Source organism: Bradyrhizobium sp. Kon58, assembly GCF_055807455.1.
This window is the reverse complement of record NZ_JBVVOT010000030.1, coordinates 1-16,748: the sequence shown is the minus strand read 5'-3', so window position 1 is coordinate 16,748 and position 16,748 is coordinate 1. Positions and strand designations below refer to the sequence as shown.

18 protein-coding genes are annotated in these 16,748 nt (G+C 65.0%); 8 read left to right on the top strand and 10 right to left on the bottom strand.

What is annotated here, in order from left to right; all coding sequences use genetic code 11:
• The first annotated feature begins 29 nt into the window (after positions 1 to 29).
• The 3 genes from nthA to AC0L20_RS32280 are packed head-to-tail and all read left to right on the top strand — an operon-like array spanning position 30 to position 1,689.
• Positions 30 to 656 (top strand): nitrile hydratase subunit alpha, encoded by a 627-nt coding sequence (gene nthA, locus AC0L20_RS32290; RefSeq protein ID WP_473294586.1) that lies wholly within the window; start codon positions 30 to 32, stop codon positions 654 to 656.
• Positions 653 to 1,312 (top strand): nitrile hydratase subunit beta, encoded by a 660-nt coding sequence (nthB, locus tag AC0L20_RS32285; protein ID WP_473294585.1) that lies wholly within the window; start codon positions 653 to 655, stop codon positions 1,310 to 1,312. Before nthA ends, nthB begins: the two co-directional genes overlap by 4 nt.
• A complete protein-coding gene (locus AC0L20_RS32280) occupies positions 1,312 to 1,689 on the top strand; it encodes a nitrile hydratase accessory protein (RefSeq protein WP_027566926.1) in 378 nt (125 codons plus the stop codon). Before nthB ends, AC0L20_RS32280 begins: the two co-directional genes overlap by 1 nt.
• A 119-nt stretch (positions 1,690 to 1,808) precedes the next feature.
• Here AC0L20_RS32280 and queC read toward each other — a convergent pair whose 3' ends face one another.
• Positions 1,809 to 2,522: a 7-cyano-7-deazaguanine synthase QueC gene (queC, locus tag AC0L20_RS32275; RefSeq protein WP_473294584.1), complete on the bottom strand. Its 714-nt coding sequence runs from the start codon at positions 2,520 to 2,522 to the stop codon at positions 1,809 to 1,811.
• Positions 2,523 to 2,660: 138 nt separating this feature from the next.
• Between queC and mazG the strand changes: the two genes are divergently transcribed.
• Positions 2,661 to 3,497: a nucleoside triphosphate pyrophosphohydrolase gene (gene mazG, locus AC0L20_RS32270; RefSeq protein WP_473294583.1), complete on the top strand. Its 837-nt coding sequence runs from the start codon at positions 2,661 to 2,663 to the stop codon at positions 3,495 to 3,497.
• A 12-nt stretch (positions 3,498 to 3,509) separates the two neighbouring features.
• Positions 3,510 to 3,926, top strand: a complete 417-nt coding sequence (locus AC0L20_RS32265) for a hypothetical protein (RefSeq protein WP_354059541.1) — start codon at positions 3,510 to 3,512, stop codon at positions 3,924 to 3,926.
• A 13-nt stretch (positions 3,927 to 3,939) separates the two neighbouring features.
• On the opposite strand, the gene hflX is transcribed toward AC0L20_RS32265, so the two are convergent.
• From hflX to AC0L20_RS32240, 5 genes are all read right to left on the bottom strand, one after another.
• Complete coding sequence (hflX, locus tag AC0L20_RS32260; protein ID WP_473294582.1) at positions 3,940 to 5,319, bottom strand: GTPase HflX; 1,380 nt, start codon at positions 5,317 to 5,319, stop codon at positions 3,940 to 3,942.
• An 11-nt stretch (positions 5,320 to 5,330) separates the two neighbouring features.
• Positions 5,331 to 5,579 (bottom strand): RNA chaperone Hfq, encoded by a 249-nt coding sequence (gene hfq / locus AC0L20_RS32255; RefSeq protein ID WP_007591126.1) that lies wholly within the window; start codon positions 5,577 to 5,579, stop codon positions 5,331 to 5,333.
• A gap of 238 nt (positions 5,580 to 5,817) precedes the next feature.
• A complete protein-coding gene (gene ntrX / locus AC0L20_RS32250; protein ID WP_007591127.1) occupies positions 5,818 to 7,188 on the bottom strand; it encodes a nitrogen assimilation response regulator NtrX in 1,371 nt (456 codons plus the stop codon).
• 15 nt (positions 7,189 to 7,203) lie between these two features.
• On the bottom strand, positions 7,204 to 9,597 hold the full coding sequence (locus AC0L20_RS32245) for a sensor histidine kinase (RefSeq protein WP_473294581.1): 2,394 nt from the start codon (positions 9,595 to 9,597) through the stop codon (positions 7,204 to 7,206).
• Positions 9,563 to 9,772, bottom strand: coding sequence for a hypothetical protein (locus AC0L20_RS32240; RefSeq protein ID WP_473294580.1), 210 nt, complete (start codon positions 9,770 to 9,772; stop codon positions 9,563 to 9,565). The genes AC0L20_RS32245 and AC0L20_RS32240 overlap by 35 nt, the downstream gene beginning before the upstream one ends.
• Between AC0L20_RS32240 and AC0L20_RS32235 the strand changes: the two genes are divergently transcribed.
• On the top strand, positions 9,771 to 9,917 hold the full coding sequence (locus AC0L20_RS32235; protein WP_368508035.1) for a hypothetical protein: 147 nt from the start codon (positions 9,771 to 9,773) through the stop codon (positions 9,915 to 9,917). The two genes, AC0L20_RS32240 and AC0L20_RS32235, sit on opposite strands and share 2 nt — an antisense overlap.
• 168 nt (positions 9,918 to 10,085) lie before the next feature.
• On the opposite strand, the gene ntrC is transcribed toward AC0L20_RS32235, so the two are convergent.
• Genes ntrC through dusB form a run of 3 tightly spaced genes read right to left on the bottom strand, consistent with a single transcriptional unit; the run spans position 10,086 to position 13,711 of the window.
• Complete coding sequence (ntrC, locus tag AC0L20_RS32230) at positions 10,086 to 11,528, bottom strand: nitrogen regulation protein NR(I) (RefSeq protein WP_007610301.1); 1,443 nt, start codon at positions 11,526 to 11,528, stop codon at positions 10,086 to 10,088.
• 9 nt (positions 11,529 to 11,537) lie between these two features.
• A complete protein-coding gene (locus AC0L20_RS32225; RefSeq protein WP_473249091.1) occupies positions 11,538 to 12,713 on the bottom strand; it encodes a two-component system sensor histidine kinase NtrB in 1,176 nt (391 codons plus the stop codon).
• Positions 12,710 to 13,711 carry a tRNA dihydrouridine synthase DusB gene (dusB, locus tag AC0L20_RS32220; RefSeq protein WP_473294579.1) on the bottom strand — a complete coding sequence of 334 codons (1,002 nt, stop codon included), beginning with the start codon at positions 13,709 to 13,711 and terminating at the stop codon, positions 12,710 to 12,712. Before dusB ends, AC0L20_RS32225 begins: the two co-directional genes overlap by 4 nt.
• Positions 13,712 to 13,992: 281 nt before the next feature.
• Here dusB and AC0L20_RS32215 point away from each other — a divergent pair, with 281 nt between their 5' ends.
• Both AC0L20_RS32215 and AC0L20_RS32210 read left to right on the top strand, forming a co-directional pair.
• The gene (locus tag AC0L20_RS32215; protein ID WP_473294578.1) at positions 13,993 to 15,189 is read left to right on the top strand and encodes a bifunctional 2-C-methyl-D-erythritol 4-phosphate cytidylyltransferase/2-C-methyl-D-erythritol 2,4-cyclodiphosphate synthase; all 1,197 of its coding nucleotides are present in this window, start codon (positions 13,993 to 13,995) and stop codon (positions 15,187 to 15,189) included.
• Between the two features lie 3 nt (positions 15,190 to 15,192).
• Positions 15,193 to 15,801: a CinA family protein gene (locus AC0L20_RS32210; RefSeq protein WP_473294577.1), complete on the top strand. Its 609-nt coding sequence runs from the start codon at positions 15,193 to 15,195 to the stop codon at positions 15,799 to 15,801.
• 16 nt (positions 15,802 to 15,817) lie between these two features.
• Here the strand turns inward: AC0L20_RS32210 and AC0L20_RS32205 are convergent, their stop codons facing one another.
• The gene (locus AC0L20_RS32205) at positions 15,818 to 16,243 is read right to left on the bottom strand and encodes a GFA family protein (protein ID WP_473294647.1); all 426 of its coding nucleotides are present in this window, start codon (positions 16,241 to 16,243) and stop codon (positions 15,818 to 15,820) included.
• Between the last annotated feature and the right edge of the window lie 505 nt (positions 16,244 to 16,748).

Sequence of the window (16,748 nt, the reverse complement as noted above, 5' to 3'; positions counted from 1 at the left end):
CGCCCGGATTCTGGGACTATCTTCGCCCCATGAGCGAGCATCATCATCACCACGATCACGACCATTCCGAGCTGTCGGAGACCGAGCTGCGCGTGCGCGCGCTCGAGACGATCCTGACCGAAAAAGGCTATGTCGAGCCGGCTGCGCTCGACGCCATCATCCAGGCCTATGAGACCCGGATCGGTCCCCATAACGGCGCGCGCGTCGTCGCCAAGGCCTGGACCGATCCGGCGTTCAAGACGGCACTGCTGGAGGACGGCTCGAAGGCGATCGGCACGCTCGGCCATGTCAGCCGCGTCGGCGACCACCTCGTCGTGGTCGAGAACACGCCGCAGCGTCACAACATGGTCGTGTGCACGCTGTGCTCCTGCTACCCCTGGGAAATGCTGGGGCTGCCGCCGGTCTGGTACAAGGCCGCGCCCTATCGCTCCCGCGCGGTGAAGGACCCGCGCGGCGTGCTCGCCGATTTCGGCGTGCAAGTCGCCAAGGACGTTGAAATCCGGGTATGGGATTCGACCGCCGAAACGCGCTTTCTTGTGCTGCCGATGCGCCCCGCGGGGACCGATGGCTGGAGCGAGGAGCAGCTTGCCGAGCTGGTCACGCGCGATTCCATGATCGGCACCGGCTTTCCCAAGGTGCCTGGAGCGCCGTCATGAACGGCGTGCACGACATGGGCGGCATGGACGGCTTCGGCAAGGTCGAACCCGAGCCCAACGAGCCGGTGTTCCACGAGGAATGGGAGTCGCGTGTTCTCGCCATGGTGCGTGCGATGGGCGCGGCCGGCGCCTTCAACATCGACACCTCGCGCTTCTATCGCGAGACGATCCCGCCGCACGTGTACCTGTCGAGCTCCTATTACAAGAAATGGTTTCTCGGGCTCGAGGAGATGCTGATCGAGAAAGGCTATCTCACCCGGGAGGAAGTCGCCGCCGGCCACGCGATGCAGCCGTCCAAGGCGCTCAAGCACGGCAAGTTCGATCTCGGCCAGGTCGAGCGCATCATGGTGCGCGGCAAGTTCGCCCGGCCTGCCCCGGCGCCGGCGAAATTCAAGATCGGTGACAAGGTCCGCGCGAAGAACATTCATCCGGCGACCCACACCCGCCTGCCGCGCTACGTGCGCGGCCATGTCGGAATCGTCGAGCTGAACCATGGCTGCCACGTGTTTCCGGACTCGGCGGCGATGGAGCTCGGCGAGAATCCGCAATGGCTCTACACGGTCGTGTTCGAGGGCCGCGATCTCTGGGGCGCGGACGGCGATCCGACCTCGAAAGTCTCGATCGACGCATTCGAGCCCTATCTGGACCCCGCGTGATGAGCAGCACGGCTGCTGCCGCCGCGACGGCAGCGATCCCAAGCATTCCACGCGACGATGACGGCCCGGTGTTTCGCGCGCCCTGGGAGGCGCACGCGTTTGCGATGGCGCTGACGCTGCACGAGCGCGGCGTGTTCACCTGGCCCGAATGGGCGGCAGCCCTGGCCTCCGAGATCAAACGTGCGCAGGCGGCCGGCGATCCCGATACTGGCGAGACCTACTATCTCCATTGGCTCGCCACGCTGGAGGGCCTCGTCGCACGCAAGGGCGTTGCGTCTGCAGAGACGCTGCATCGATATCGTGATGCCTGGGACCACGCGGCAGATCGCACCCCGCACGGCAAGCCGATCGAACTGAAGGCGGAGGATTTTCGGTAAGCTGCTTCCACATATTCCGTCATTGCGAGCGAAGCGAAGCAATCCAGAATCCCTCCGCAGAGGCAGTCTGGATTGCTTCGTCGCAAGAGCTCCTCGCAATGACGGCGGAGTGAGGCACCTCACCGCCCCGCCACATACTCCCGCCATCCCTTCGCCCGCAGGCTGCAAGCCGGGCACTCGCCGCAACCGTATCCCCACTCATGCTGCGCGCCGCGTTCGCCGAGATAGCAGGTGTGCGAGTGCTCGCGGATGAGGTCGACCAGCCCGTCGCCGCCAAGGTCATGGGCGAGCTTCCACGTCGCGGCCTTGTCGATCCACATCAGCGGCGTATGCAGCTCGAACTTGCGGGCCATGCCGAGCGACAGCGCCGCCTGCATGGCGCGGATGGTGTCGTCGCGGCAATCGGGGTAGCCGGAATAGTCGGTCTCGCACATGCCGCCGACGATGTGACTGACGCCGCGCCGGTAGGCCAGCGCCGCGGCGAATGTCAAGAACACCAGATTGCGGCCGGGCACGAACGTGTTCGGCAGGCCGTCGGCGCCCATCGCGATCGCGACGTCGCGCGTCAGCGCCGTCTCGGACACAGCTGCCAGCGTCGGGATCGACAGCGTGTGGCTCTCGCCGAGCCTGGAAGCCCAATCCGTGCGCAGGCCCTTGAGGCCGTCGAACAGTTGGTCACGGCAGGCAAGCTCGATGGCGTGGCGCTGGCCGTAATCGAACCCCAGCGTCTCCACGCGCGCGAAGCGGCTCAGCGCCCAGGCGAGGCAGGTGGTGGAATCCTGGCCGCCGGAGAACAGCACCAGCGCGGTTTCGGAGGAAAATGCGTCGCTCATGGCCCGCGCTTTAGCATCGCGCACGCGGCTCGCCAATCCGGCCCGCCAACGGTGGAAATCATCCTGTTCCGCCGCGCTACGCTGGGAACGGGAGCTCGCTTTTGGCATAAGGCTTGGGAGCCAGGAGACTGCCCCGCAATGACCCCTTCCCGCGACATTTCCCGCCTGATTGAGATCATGGCGGCGCTGCGCACGCCGGTGACCGGCTGCCCCTGGGACCTCGAGCAGAATTTTGCGACCATCGCGCCCTATACGATCGAGGAAGCCTATGAGGTGGTCGAGGCCATCAGCCGCGGCGACCTCGACGATCTCTGCGAGGAGCTCGGCGACCTCCTGCTCCAGGTCGTCTTCCACGCCCAGATGGCGTCGGAGCAGAACGCGTTCGCTTTTGGCGATGTCGTCGAGGCCATCACCCGAAAAATGATCCGGCGCCATCCCCACGTCTTCGCCGACAAGGAGGGCAATCTCGCCTCGTCCCACGTCAAGGAAGTCTGGGACCGCATCAAGGCCGAGGAGAAAGCCGAGCGCGCCGCGCGCCGGCCGCCGCAGGAAGTGCCGTCCCACAAGTCGCTGCTGTCAGGCGTGAAGGCCGGCCAGCCCGCGCTGACGCGCGCCATGGAGCTGCAGCGCAAGGCCTCCACTGTCGGCTTCGACTGGAAGGATCCGCGCGCGGTGTTGGCAAAAATCCGCGAGGAAGCCGACGAGATCGAGGCAGCACTCGACCGCAACGACAGTGAGGGCCTGGCGGAAGAGACCGGCGATCTGATGTTCGCGCTGGTCAACCTCGCCCGCCATGTCGATGCCGATCCGGAAGCCGCGCTTCGCGCGACGAATGCGAAGTTCGAGCGGCGCTTTGCCTATATCGAACGGGCGCTGGAGGCGCAGGGGCGGACGCTGGAGCAGGCGTCGCTACAGGAGATGGACGCGCTGTGGGATGCGGCGAAGGCGGACGAGAAGCCGGTCGCTCCGGGTTGAGGAAAACTTCTTATGGTTGTGCCTGAGCCTGAAGTTTGTCGCCAGATCGCGACCGAGCGGCCCTTTGGCAAGACAAGATGCGGCGTGATTCCAGGGCCGGTCACGCCACTGGAAGTCGCACGGGCTTTCGGACTTTCAGACGATGTTGAAATCTATACTACTGTCACGAGCGATGAAGCTGCGGCTCTCGTAACCTACGTGTTGACTACATCGCTTACCTTTGGCGGAGAAGAGATGAAACCCTCGCGTGCAGCCGAACTCTGGCAACAATTCGCGGCGTTGTTCGATGAACCCGTACAATTTCTGACAAACTGCCGATCATCAGACTTTTGCCAATTTAGTCCCGCGACTGACGCCACCATTGATCTCGGTGTCCTCGTAATTGGTCTTGCCAACGGAGGGTGCTTGTGGGTGGAGGACTACGACTGACCCGCCAGACGGGCTAGATCGGATGCGGCACCGCGTCGAAGCGGTTGACCACGATGTCCCGCTTGGTCTCGTCCACCCGCACCGTCATGTCGAAGCGGCCGTCGTGCAGCTCCTTGGCCAGCACCTCGGAATTCCGATGCAGCCAGCTGATGCCGGCGCCGTCGGCAGCGTCGATCGAGAGGTCGAGCGTGATGCGTTTGGCGGCCAAGCGCTCCTCGATCGCGGCGAGCAGCGCGTCGACCCCCTCGCCCGACACAGCGGACACCAGCATCGCCGGATGATCCTCCGGCCTGCGCGCGGCGATGTTCAAAAGCTCTTCGCGCTGTTCGGGACCATAACGGTCGATCTTGTTCCAGACCTCGATGATGCGGCCTGAATCATCGGGATTGATGCCGAGCTGGCGCAGCACGGCGTCGACGTCGCTCTGCTGTGCCTCGGCGTCGTCGTGCGAGATGTCGCGCACATGCAGGATGACGTCGGCTTCCAGCACCTCCTCCAGCGTGGCGCGGAAGGCGGCGACGAGCTGCGTCGGCAAATTGGAGATGAAACCGACGGTGTCCGACAGCATCGCCTTGCCGCCATGCGGCAGGGTGAGCGCGCGCAGGGTCGGATCCAGCGTGGCGAACAGCATGTCGGCGGCCTGCACGTCGGCACGGGTCAGGCGGTTGAACAGCGTCGATTTGCCGGCATTGGTGTAGCCGACCAGCGCCACGACGCGGTATGGCACGCGCTGGCGGCCTGCGCGATGCAGGCGGCGTGTGGCCTGCACCTTCTTCAGCTCGCCCTCGAGCTTGGAGATGCGCTCCTGGATCAGGCGGCGATCGGCCTCGATCTGTGTCTCGCCGGGACCGCCCATGAATCCAAAGCCGCCGCGCTGGCGTTCGAGATGGGTCCATGAGCGCACCAGGCGCGAGCGCTGATAGTTGAGATGCGCGAGCTCGACCTGGAGCGAGCCTTCCTTGGTCTTGGCGCGGCGGCCGAAGATTTCCAAAATGAGCCCGGTGCGATCGAGCACCTTTGCCTGCAGCTCCTTCTCGAGATTGCGCTGCTGGATCGGCGCAAGCGCGCAATCCATCACCACGAGCTCGACGTCGAGGCTTTTGGCGAGCGCAGCGATCTCCTCGACCTTGCCCTTGCCGATATAGGTCGCAGGGCGGATCTGGTTGATCGGCGCGATGATGGCATCGGCAACGACGAGATCGATCGCGCGCGCGAGGCCAGCAGCTTCGTCTAGCCGGGCTTCCGCGTCACGCAGGACATGAGCTTCCGATTGCGCGTCGGCATTGCCTGCGCGCACTCGCAAATAGGGACCGATGACAAGCACCCGCCCCGTCTGCTTATCCCCTGCCGACCGCGGACGGTCGGCATCCCCGTCGAAATTCCGGGGTTCCAATCAGATCACTCTCAAGCCGGCTGGTCCTCGCCGCCTTCGAACAACTGGATCGGAGCGCCCGGCATGATGGTCGAGATCGCATGCTTGTAGACGAGCTGCGAGTGACCGTCGCGCCGAAGCAGCAAACAGAAATTGTCGAACCAGGTCACAATGCCCTGGAGCTTCACTCCGTTGACCAGAAAGATCGTCAGTGGCGTTTTGGTTTTGCGAACGTGATTAAGGAAGGTGTCCTGCAGGTTTTGTGCGCGGTCTGCCGCCATTGTTTTTTTCTCGCTTTGAGTTTCTTTTTATTGCGCCGGTTGCGGCCCTCTTTTGAAAATTCGGGGTCCTCGTCCGGTTGCCGTCCCTCATGAGATCCCCCTCGGAGGGACAGCGGTTCAATTAGAGGACAGGTAGGCTTATTAGGCAAGCCGCTTCACGCGGCAGCCCATGCCGTATTGCCCCGAAAAACTACGGAAATCGATGATTTTCCTCGCCTATTCCAACGACGTTGCAGCGTCAGCCGACGCCGAGCGCCTTCAACTTCCGGTGCAGTGCCGAGCGTTCCATGCCAACAAACTCGGCCGTGCGAGAAATATTTCCTGAAAAACGGCTGATCTGTGCAATCAAATAGTCGCGCTCGAACACTTCGCGCGCTTCGCGCAGCGGCAGGCCCATGATGTGCTCGCCATTGTTGCTGGTCGGCATCGCCGGCACCATGGAGCCGACATCCTGCGGCAGCATGTCGGCCGTGATGATGACCTCCGGCCCGCCCGCTGCCAGAATCATGACTCTCTCAACGTTGTTGCGGAGCTGGCGCACATTGCCCGGCCAAACATGCGACTGCAGCACCGCCATCGCGTCCTGGCCGATCTGCCGCTTGGGCAGGCCGCTGCCCGCGGAGATCTGCTCCATGAAGTAGTCGATCAATTCCGGGATGTCCTCACGCCGCTCCGATAGCGCGGGCACGCGGATCGGCACCACCGACAGCCGATGATAGAGGTCCTCGCGGAAATGGCCGGCCGCGATCTCCTCTTCGAGGTTGCGCGCGGTGGACGAGATGATGCGGACGTCGACCTGCACCTTGCCGTTGCCGCCGACGCGCTGGAACGACTGCTCGACCAGCACGCGCAAGATCTTGTTCTGGGTCTCGCGCGGCATGTCCGCGATTTCGTCGATGAACAGCGTGCCGCCGTGGGCCTCTTCGAGCGCGCCGGGCTTGCGCGCGTGCTCGCCGTTGGACTGCTCGATGCCGAACAGCTCGTGCTCCATCCGCTCGGGCGTGATCGCAGCGGCGTTGATGACGACGAAGGGGCCGTCGGCGCGGCCCGAGGCCGTGTGCAACGTGCGGGCGGTCAGTTCCTTGCCGGCGCCCGCGGGACCGACGATCAGGATGCGGCTGTTGGCCTTGGCCGCACGCTCGATGGTCTGGCGCAGCTGATTCATGCTGGGCGAGCGGCCGACCAGCGAGCTTGCGCTCGGCGCGAGCTGCTTCAGCTCCTTGACCTCGCGCTTGAGCCGCGAGTTCTCCAGTGCACGGTTCGCGACCAGGATCAGCCGGTCGGTCTTGAACGGCTTCTCGATGAAATCGTAGGCGCCACGCTTGATCGCGGCGACCGCGGTCTCGATGTTGCCGTGGCCGGAGATCATCACCACCGGCAGATCGGGGTTGTCCTTCTTGACCTGCTCCAGGAGCTGCAAGCCGTCGAGCTTGGAGCCCTGCAACCAGATGTCGAGGAACACCAGATGCGGCCTGCGGTTGGCGATCTCGGCGAGCGCCGTATCGCTGTCGCGCGCGGTCCGGGTCACGAAGCCCTCGTCTTCGAGGATGCCCGCAACGAGATCCCGAATATCGGCCTCATCATCGACAATCAGAATTTCACTTGCCATGGGTCGCCTGTTTTCTCAGCTGCCTGTTGAGGCTTCGATCTTCGTTGAATCATTGGTCTTTTCAGCCGGCTCTTTGGTTTCGACGTCCGCCTGCTTTGTTTCCGGATCCTTGACGGATTGCGTGGCCGTTTCACCGCTTTCTGGCTTGGTCGTTGCCCCGCCCGCCGGTTCGGCCCCCTCGCTCTTCGCGGGAGCGCCGGAGATCGCAAAACGCATCCGCATCCAGGCGCCGCGTTGGCCCTCGCGGAAGTCCGAGGCATCCTTCAGTTCGATGCGCCCGCCATGGTCTTCCAGCACGCGACCGACGATCGCGAGCCCAAGGCCGGTGCCCTTGGCGCGTGTCGTCACATAGGGCTCGAGCAGGCGCGAGCGCGCTACCTTGGGCAGGCCGATGCCGTTGTCGACGACGTCGATCAGCACGTCCTCGCCCTCGCGCGAGACCACGACGTCGATTCTGCCTTTGCCGAGCTCCTCCAGGGGGACCTGCTCGATCGCCTCGGTGGCGTTCTTGACGATGTTGGTGACCGCCTGCGAGATCAGCCGCCGGTCGAACTGCGCGCGCAGCGGGTCTTCCCTGAACTCGGCCTCGATATCGATCTCGGGGTGGGCGACCTTCATCAGGAACACCGCCTGCCGCACTGCGTCGGCGACGTCCTCACCCTCCATCACCGGCTTCGGCATCCGTGCAAAGCGCGAGAACTCGTCGACCATGCGGCGGATATCGTCGACCTGACGCACGATGGTGTCGGTGCATTGTTCGAAGATCTGCTTGTCCTTGCCCTCGGTGATGTCCTTGCCGAATTTGCGGCGAATGCGCTCGGCGGAGAGCTGGATCGGGGTCAGCGGGTTCTTGATCTCATGCGCGATGCGGCGCGCGACGTCGCCCCAGGCCGAGGTGCGCTGCGCCGAGACCAGCTCGGTGATGTCGTCGAGCGTGATGATGTAGCTGTCGTGGGGTTGGCTGGTCTTCTCGGCGCTGACGCGAACCGACAGATTGCGTTCCTGCCCGTCCCGCGTGATCGTGATCTGCCCCTGCACCAGGCGCTGGGTCCCTTCCCGCGCCGTCTTCATCATCTCTTCGAGCTCGGGCAGCACGTCGGAGAGCGGATGGCCGAGCGTCTCGGCTTCGGAGTGCCCGATCAGCTTTTCGGCGGAACGGTTGAGAATGCCGACGCTGCCTGAATTATCCACGCCGATGATGCCGGCGCTCGCCGACGACAGCACCGCCTCGATGAAGCGGCGGCGGCTGTCGATGAGGTCGCTGGCGTTGACCAGCTCGTCGCGCTGGCTGCGCAACTCCTCCGTCATCTTGTTGAAGGTCTCACCGAGCTGGGCGAGGTCGCCTTCCGACTGGTGCACCGGCACTTTCACATGGAGGTCGCCGGTCGAGACCGTCTGGGCCGCGTTCATCAGCCGCCGGATCGGCGAGACCAGTGAGTTGGCGAAGTTGAGGCCGATCAGCACCGAGGCCATCAGGATGGTCAGCGCGATCACCGCGAACATCAGCGCGAACGCGACCTGGATGCCGAGCCGGCGCGACTCGATCTGGGCGTATTCGGCGACGCTGACCTCGGTCTGCTTGAGCTGCTGGACCACGTTGGGATCGAGCGGCCGTGCGACATACAGGAAGGTGTCGCTGAAGGCGCGCAAGCGGACCACCGCGGCGACGAAGCTCGCATCGGGCAGCACCGCGATCTCGGGCTCGGATTCGTTGACGTTGCTGAGGAAGTCCGGCGCCGGAGGCGAATAGGCCAGCCGCATGCCGGTGTCGGCGGATTCGAGAATGTTGGTGTTCTTGTCGATGATCATCGCGCCCGGCAAATTGCGCGAGGCGGCGCTGGACGTCAGCAATTCGCGAAAAGAACGGCGATCCTGGTCGTAGAGCGGCCGCGCGTGGGCGATGTCGTTGGCCATCCCGAGAATGTCGCCCCGGATCAGCTGCGCGTGGTCCTGCATGTAGGCCCGCGCGATCGTCAGCGAATTCTGGATCACCTCCTTGGTCGGGCCGGAGAACAGGCGATCGAGCCCGCGCTCGATGGTGACGTTGGCGACGACGGCGACCAGCACCGCCGGCAGCACCGCCACGATCGAGAACAGGCTGACGATCTGGACATGGAGGCGCGCCGCCGCCCTGCCCCGCCGTCGCGCCAGGATCAGCTGCCAGAGCTCGCGGATGATGATGCCGACCAGCAGCAGGATCGTGCCAGCATTGATCAGATAGAACGAGCGGACAACCGCCGGGGTCGGCTCGATCGACGTGAGGCCGGTCAGGACAAGGAATGTCAGGCAGGCCGACAGCAGGGCCAGCGCCACGGCGAACGGCGCCAGCCAGCGGCGCGCCGACCAACGCCGGGGCTCTTCAGCTGGGGCCGTGTCAAAGGATGCGGCCGAGGTGTCTGCGCTGGTCATTCCGGCAATGGGTGCTGAAAACGGGGTCCGCGGCGGGCGGATACTGATGTATTCGTACCACATTGTTGCCGAATTGCGACAATTCCGCGGCGCCCCGGCCGCGACCGACCCGCGCATCCACAGCGACATGCCGGAGGGCGGGAACGGATTCCGGCCCCGGCAGCTTGACCAGCATGCACAAATTCTTTCTCGCAATGATGGTGTCGGCCGTGCTGCTGCTGATCGTGGCGGCGGATCTGCTGGTCAATGGTCTCGGGGTGCAGGAGCCCAATGCGAACGTCGCCAGCGCAATACAGGTCTCAGGCCGGTTTGTCAGATAAGTGTGAGGCCGCGTCCCGCGGCTGAAATCACCATATGAATGTTCCGGAGGAACGTTTCGGTCCCATTGGGACTTCTGCTCACCGCGTCAGCCACAACGGCCAGCGCGATCCGGACAGGCTCAGCTCCGCTTGGTAGGGGGAGCTGAGCCACCGGCCGTTACGGAAAGGCTAGCCGCCGCTCCGATAGACCTGGATATCGAGATCCCGGATCTTCTTCCGCAGCGTGTTGCGGTTGAGGCCGAGCAGATCGGCCGCGCGGATCTGGTTGCCGCGGGTGGCGGCGAGCGCGGCCGTAAGCAGCGGCACCTCGATCTCCTTCAGGATGCGGTGATAGAGGCCCGGCGGCGGCACGCCGTTCGGGAAGCCCTGGAAGTGCGAGGAGAGATACGCTTCCACGGCGCCGCCGAGATTGTCGACGCCATGCTGGACTGCGGCACCCGGGCTGACGGTGGGTGGCGCCAACTCGCCGTCGATGACCGAGCCCGTGATCACGTCCTGCGGATAGAGCGCCGCGAGGCGACGGGCGAGGTTCTCGAGCTCGCGCACGTTGCCCGGCCAGCGATGCTGCTTCATCCGCTCCAGCGCCAGCGTGTCGAGCTTCTTCGGCGGCAGTCCGTCCTTCTCGGCCAGCGCGAAGAAATGACGGATGAGATCCGGCAGATCCTCGATGCGCTCGCGCAGGGGCGGCAGCCGCAGCGGCACGACGTTGAGGCGGAAGAACAGATCTTCGCGGAACAGGCCCTGCTGGATCAGGACGCGCAGATCCTTGTTGGAGGCCGCGACGATGCGCACGTCGGTCTTGATCGGGGTGCGGCCGCCGACCGTGGTATATTCGCCCTGCTGAAGCACACGCAGCAGGCGGGTCTGCGCCTCCATCGGCATGTCCCCGATCTCGTCCAGGAACAGCGTGCCGCCCTCGGCCTGCTCGAAGCGGCCGGAGGCGCGGGTGTTGGCGCCGGTGAAGGCGCCGCGCTCATGGCCGAACAGCTCGGACTCGATCAGGTCGCGCGGGATCGCCGCCATGTTGACCGCGACGAACGGGCCGTTGCGGCGCTTGCCGTAATCGTGCAACGCGCGCGCCACCAGCTCCTTGCCGGTACCGGACTCGCCCGTGATCATCACGGTGAGGTCGGTCTGCATCAGGCGCGCCAGCACGCGATAGATTTCCTGCATCGCCGGCGAGCGGCCGACCAGCGGGATCGCCTCCATCTCGGCGTCCTCGTTCGGCGTCGAGACCCGCTCCTTCGGCTCGGCCAGCGCGCGACCGACGATGGCAATCAGCTCCTTCAGGTCGAAGGGCTTCGGCAGATATTCGTACGCGCCGCGCTCGGAGGCGCGGATCGCCGTCATGAAGGTATTTTGCGCGCTCATGACGATGACCGGCAAATTCGGCCGCATCTTCTTGATCCGCGGCAACAGGTCGAACGCGTTCTCGTCGGGCATCACCACGTCGGTGATAACGAGATCGCCCTCCCCCTGGCTGACCCATCGCCACAGCGTCGCGGCATTGCCGGTCAGCCGCACTTCGTAGCCGGCGCGCGATAGTGCCTGATTGAGAACGGTGCGGATGGCGGTGTCGTCATCAGCAACGAGAATGCTACCTGCGGGCATCGTTAATCCTCATTTTGCCCCCTGTGACGCAGACGACGACTTCCCGGCAGAGCCGTCGCGACTGCTTTGATCGGCATGTTTCACCGATGTGGAATACATCGGCATCAGCACGCGGAAGGTGGTCTTCCGCGGCTGAGATTCGCATTCGATGATGCCCCCGTGATCCCCGATGATCTTTGCGACCAGCGCGAGGCCCAGACCCGAGCCGGTCTGCTTGGTGGTGACGAAGGGATCGAACAGATTTGGCAGGAGATCGTCCGGCACGCCTGGTCCGTTGTCCTTCACGCAGAATTCGAGCGGCAGGGATACACGGGATTTTTGACCGGGGACTGACAGGCGCACGCCGGGACGAAATGCGGTGGTGAGCTGGATTTCGCCATCGGGAACATCGATCAGCGCTTCGGCGGCGTTCTTCACCAGGTTGAGGAACACCTGGATGAGCTGGTCCTGGTTCGCCAGCACCGGCGGCAGCGAGGGATCGTAATCCTCGACGAAGCGGATGTTGCGGGCAAAGCCGGACTGCGCCAGCCGTTTGACGTGATCAAGCACCGAATGAATGTTGACGGGGCCGCGCACCACGGGGCGCTCGTCGCCGAACACCTCCATGCGGTCGACCAGCGTCACGATGCGGTCGGCCTCGTCGCAGATCAGCCGCGTCAGCATGCGGTCTTCCGAGGAGGCCTGCTGCTCCAGGAGCTGCGCCGCGCCGCGGATGCCGGAGAGCGGATTCTTGATCTCGTGGGCCAGCATCGCGGCGAGCGCGATCACCGAGCGCGCGGCGCTGCGATGGGTGAGCTGGCGGTCCATCTTGTCGGCGATGGAGCGCTCCTGCAGCATCACCACGATATGGCCGGGCCGTTCCGTGACCGGGGCGACGTGCAGATCGACCTGGCGGTCCCCGCCCATGCGCGGCGTACCCAGATCGACCTTGTATTCGTTGACCGGCGCGTTCGACGAACGCACCTGGTCGATCAGCGCCAGCAAGGGGCTGCCGAACGGCACCAGCTCTTTCAGCGATTGCCGCTTCAAGAACTGCGTCGAGATATCGAAGAAGGCTTCGGTTGCGATGTTGGCGGCGACGATCTTGCCGTCCGGCCCGATCATGAGCATGGGATTCGGCAGTGCGTCCAGGATGGCATCGCTGTCGGACGCAACGGGCCGACGATGTTCAGCGGCTGAGCTCATGCAGCGGCGCTCCATGCGAAGTCGTCGAAGGCATCTTGCAGTGATCGGTGGACGAGGCGCGGATCCTCCGAGGTGAGGATTTTCTGGCGCCAGGATTTCAGCTTCTCGGCCGGCGCACGGCTCACATCGGCCGCGACATCGAGGGCCCAGCCCAGATGTTTTCGCGCGTGCCGCAGACCGATGCGCAGGCCGTAGAGCGCGCAGACGCCCTCGTAAAGCGTGCGGACATAATGCAGCTGCGTCTCGAGAGATGGCGTGGCTTCCGCCGCCCCGCCCTTGAGGCGCCGGCCGATCTGGCCGGGCAGCCAGGGCTGGCCCTGCGCGCCGCGGCCGATCATCACGGCGTCGGCGCCGGAGGCCTCTAACGCCGCGAGCGCCTTCTCGTAAGTCGTGATGTCGCCATTGACGACGAGCGGAACGGAGATGGCCTCGCGCACGGCGCGGATCGCGTCCCAATCGGCCTCGCCCTTGTAGAACTGGCAGCGGGTGCGGCCGTGCACGGTGACGAGCTTGATGCCCGACGCCTGCGCCCGCCGCGCCAGTTCCGGCGCGTTACGGGTGCGGTCGTCCCAGCCGAGCCGCATCTTCAGCGTTACCGGCACCTTCACCGCCGCGATCGTCGCTTCGATCAGGCTGACGGCGTGATCGAGGTCGCGCATCAAGGCGGAACCGGACTGGCCGCCGGTGACGTGACGGGCCGGACAGCCCATGTTGATGTCGATAATGTCGGCGCCTTCGGCTTCGGCGATCCGGGCACCCTCCGCCATCCAATACGTCTCGCAACCGGCGAGCTGGACCACGTGCGGACCGATCCCCGTGGCTTCGCAGCGCAACCGGGACATATGATGGCCATTGGCGAGTTCGTCGCTGGCCGTCATTTCGGACACCACCAGACCGGCCCCCAACTCCGCGGCCAGCCGGCGGACGGGCGAGTCAGTCACCCCCGACATCGGCGCCAGGAAGACCGGGGTGGCGACGTCAATATCGCCTATCTTCAATGGCTTAGAGCCTGATACTGCCGAGCCGGTCACAGGGTTCTCGTTGCGTTGGCAGCGCCTCATCGCGCCTGCCATGACCTATCTTGCGCACAATTCTTGTGCAGTCAAGCGTCATGCCTACAGTTTAGACAGTTCTGCAAATCTTTCAAGTGCAGTGCAGCAAAATGCTGTTTCCCACAATCCGGGGAAACCCCCTTTTTTTGCGGGCCTGCCGTGCTAGAGGCATGCGGCAATTACCCCACCCCCGGCTCTCTTCATCATCAAATGAGTATTTGAGTCCTATGGCGAAATCACAGCGCACCGCAGTCGTTCTCGTCGCGGCCGGACGCGGCCTGCGCGCAGGCGCCGGTGGCCCCAAGCAATATCGCGAGATCGGCGGCGTGCCCGTGATCTATCGCGCCATGGAGGCCTTCAGCCGTCATGCGGACGTGTTCGCGGTTCAGCCGGTCGTGAACCCCGACGACGGCGCCATGTTCACGGCAGCCGTCGCAGGGCTCAGCCACGAGGCGCCGGTCAATGGCGGCGCAACCCGGCAGGCCTCGGTGCTCGCCGGTCTCGAAGCGCTCGCCAGGCACAAGCCGGACATCGTGCTGATCCACGACGCCGCGCGCCCCTTCGTTTCGGAAGGCGTGATCACCCGCGCGATCGATGCGGCCAGCCGCACCGGCGCCGCGATCCCCGTTGTTCCCGTCACCGACACCATCAAGGTCACCGGCGAGAACGGTAATGTCGAGGACACGCCGGATCGGGCGCGGTTGCGGATCGCACAGACGCCGCAATCCTTTCGTTTCGACGTCATCCTCGAAGCGCATCGTCGCGCGGCCAAGGACGGGCGCAGCGATTTCACCGACGATGCCGCGATTGCCGAATGGGCGGGATTGACGGTTGCAACCTTTGAAGGCGATGTTGCCAATATGAAGCTCACCACCCCCGAGGATTTCGTGCGCGAGGAAGCGCGGCTGGCCAGCCTGCTCGGCGACATCAGGACCGGCACGGGCTATGACGTGCACGCCTTCGGCGAGGGCGACCATCTCATGATCTGCGGCGTGCGCGTGCCGCACACCAAAGGCTTCCTGGCCCATTCCGACGGCGATGTCGGCCTGCACGCGCTGGTCGACGCCATCCTCGGCGCGCTCGCCGACGGCGATATCGGCTCGCACTTCCCGCCCAGCGACGCGAAGTGGAAGGGCGCCTCCTCCGACCAGTTTTTGCAATACGCCATCGAGCGCGTCACCCAGCGCGGCGGCCGCATCGCCAATCTCGAGGTCACGATGATCTGCGAACGGCCGAAGATCGGTCCCTTGCGCGACACCATGCGCGCGCGCATCGCCGAGATCTCCGGTGTCGACATCTCCCGCGTCGCGGTCAAGGCGACCACCAGCGAGCGGCTCGGCTTCACCGGCCGCGAGGAAGGCATCGCGGCCACCGCAAGCGCCACCATCCGTCTGCCGTTTAACGAGAAGATTTGGAGTGTCTAGGCCATGGCCGGCAGCGACGCACGCGCCCTCTCCCGCTCGCTGCTCGATCTGTGCCGGATGCGCAAGCTGACGATCGCGACCGCGGAGTCCTGCACCGGCGGCCTCGTTGCGGGTGCGCTGACCGACATTCCCGGCTCCTCCGACGTGATCGATCGGGGCTTCGTCACCTATTCCAACGACGCCAAGCGCGCGATGCTCGGGGTCGAGGCAAGCACGCTCACCAATTTCGGCGCCGTCAGCAGGGAGACCGCAACAGCCATGGCGGTCGGCGCGCTGGAGCGTGCCGGCGTTGATCTTGCGGTCGCCATCACCGGCATTGCCGGCCCCGGCGGCGCCACGCCGGGCAAGCCGGTGGGCCTCGTCCACTTCGCTGCCGCCGCGCGCGACGGACGTATCGTTCACCGCGAGCATCGCTTTGGCGCCATCGGCCGCACCGCCGTGCGTCAGCGCTCTGTGGTCGAGGCGTTGCGCATGCTGATGGATCTCGCCCGCGGCCCAGTCCAGACCAAGCCGCGCCGTGAAGCCGCGGTAACCCGCCTGCGCCCCCGCGTGACACGCTCGCCGCGCCGACATGTGGCGAAGCGCAGGCCGCCGCGGTCGCCGCGCGGCTGAGCCAGGCAACCCGCCCTCAGTCAGCCGGAATGAAGCGGAGCGTGCCGGCCCGCCGCGTCGGCTGGCCGGTGTCGTTGGTGTGGTTGATGCCGTCCATGACCGGCACCTCAGTGAAATCGAACGGGCTTACCCCATCCAGGCAGGCGACGTTGACGGCATAGAGAGATTGGTCGGATCGTCGCTGATGGTGCGTGTAGATTCCGCAACGGGAACAGAAGAAGTGCTGCGCTGATCCGGTATGGAAGCGGTAGCTTGTGAGCGCATCCTCGCCCTGGAGGAACTTGATGCCGCCCATTGCCGCCATGACGACGACGGCGCCGCGCATGCGGCAGTAGGAGCAGGTGCAGCGGCGGATCGAATTGAAGCCGTCGCTGAGCATCGCCTCGAAACGCACTGTGCCGCAATGGCACTGGCCAGCCCGAACGTTCGTGTCGCCCACCATCACGCCCAAGTCTCCTGTTTAGGACTCTCCTGTTCGGATCGCTTCTACGATATCCCGCGCAGGATCACCAAGCCCTCATCACGCCGCCGCGAGTCCCGTGGCCCGGATGGAGCGAAGCGCAATCCGGGATTCGTTCCGCGGGTACGGGCCCCGGATTACGCTGGGCTCCATCCGGTCTACAAGACCTTGCGTCGCCCGACGGGCAAAACACCTAAACGACAGGTCGATCCGCTGGCGCGAAAATATTCGCCTTTACAGAAATTCTGATTTATCGCATCTTGTCGCCACCTCATCCCGGTCAGAGGGGCGTATCGCGATCGTCACGAACGCGGGCCGGACAGCGGCGGACGCTGGGCCACACCGGCGCGAATGGCTTCGCAGGGCGGGCAACCGTGAGCGAAAGCGTCGCGCACACGACCGGTGTGATCAGCGTACGGCAAAACCGTGTCGTCCTGACGCCCGGGGTCTGTGCGTCAAGTCTTGTGGTGATGTGGGCGGCCCGACC

Coding starts and splice junctions, on each gene's coding strand:
- nthA (WP_473294586.1), top strand. CDS start 30: ATGAGCGAGCATCATCATCACCACGATCACGACCATTCCGAGCTGTCG.
- nthB (WP_473294585.1), top strand. CDS start 653: ATGAACGGCGTGCACGACATGGGCGGCATGGACGGCTTCGGCAAGGTC.
- AC0L20_RS32280 (WP_027566926.1), top strand. CDS start 1,312: ATGAGCAGCACGGCTGCTGCCGCCGCGACGGCAGCGATCCCAAGCATT.
- queC (WP_473294584.1), bottom strand. CDS start 2,522: ATGAGCGACGCATTTTCCTCCGAAACCGCGCTGGTGCTGTTCTCCGGC.
- mazG (WP_473294583.1), top strand. CDS start 2,661: ATGACCCCTTCCCGCGACATTTCCCGCCTGATTGAGATCATGGCGGCG.
- AC0L20_RS32265 (WP_354059541.1), top strand. CDS start 3,510: ATGGTTGTGCCTGAGCCTGAAGTTTGTCGCCAGATCGCGACCGAGCGG.
- hfq (WP_007591126.1), bottom strand. CDS start 5,579: ATGGCGGCAGACCGCGCACAAAACCTGCAGGACACCTTCCTTAATCAC.
- ntrX (WP_007591127.1), bottom strand. CDS start 7,188: ATGGCAAGTGAAATTCTGATTGTCGATGATGAGGCCGATATTCGGGAT.
- AC0L20_RS32245 (WP_473294581.1), bottom strand. CDS start 9,597: ATGACCAGCGCAGACACCTCGGCCGCATCCTTTGACACGGCCCCAGCT.
- AC0L20_RS32235 (WP_368508035.1), top strand. CDS start 9,771: ATGCACAAATTCTTTCTCGCAATGATGGTGTCGGCCGTGCTGCTGCTG.
- AC0L20_RS32240 (WP_473294580.1), bottom strand. CDS start 9,772: ATGCTGGTCAAGCTGCCGGGGCCGGAATCCGTTCCCGCCCTCCGGCAT.
- ntrC (WP_007610301.1), bottom strand. CDS start 11,528: ATGCCCGCAGGTAGCATTCTCGTTGCTGATGACGACACCGCCATCCGC.
- AC0L20_RS32225 (WP_473249091.1), bottom strand. CDS start 12,713: ATGAGCTCAGCCGCTGAACATCGTCGGCCCGTTGCGTCCGACAGCGAT.
- AC0L20_RS32215 (WP_473294578.1), top strand. CDS start 13,993: ATGGCGAAATCACAGCGCACCGCAGTCGTTCTCGTCGCGGCCGGACGC.
- AC0L20_RS32210 (WP_473294577.1), top strand. CDS start 15,193: ATGGCCGGCAGCGACGCACGCGCCCTCTCCCGCTCGCTGCTCGATCTG.
- AC0L20_RS32205 (WP_473294647.1), bottom strand. CDS start 16,243: ATGGTGGGCGACACGAACGTTCGGGCTGGCCAGTGCCATTGCGGCACA.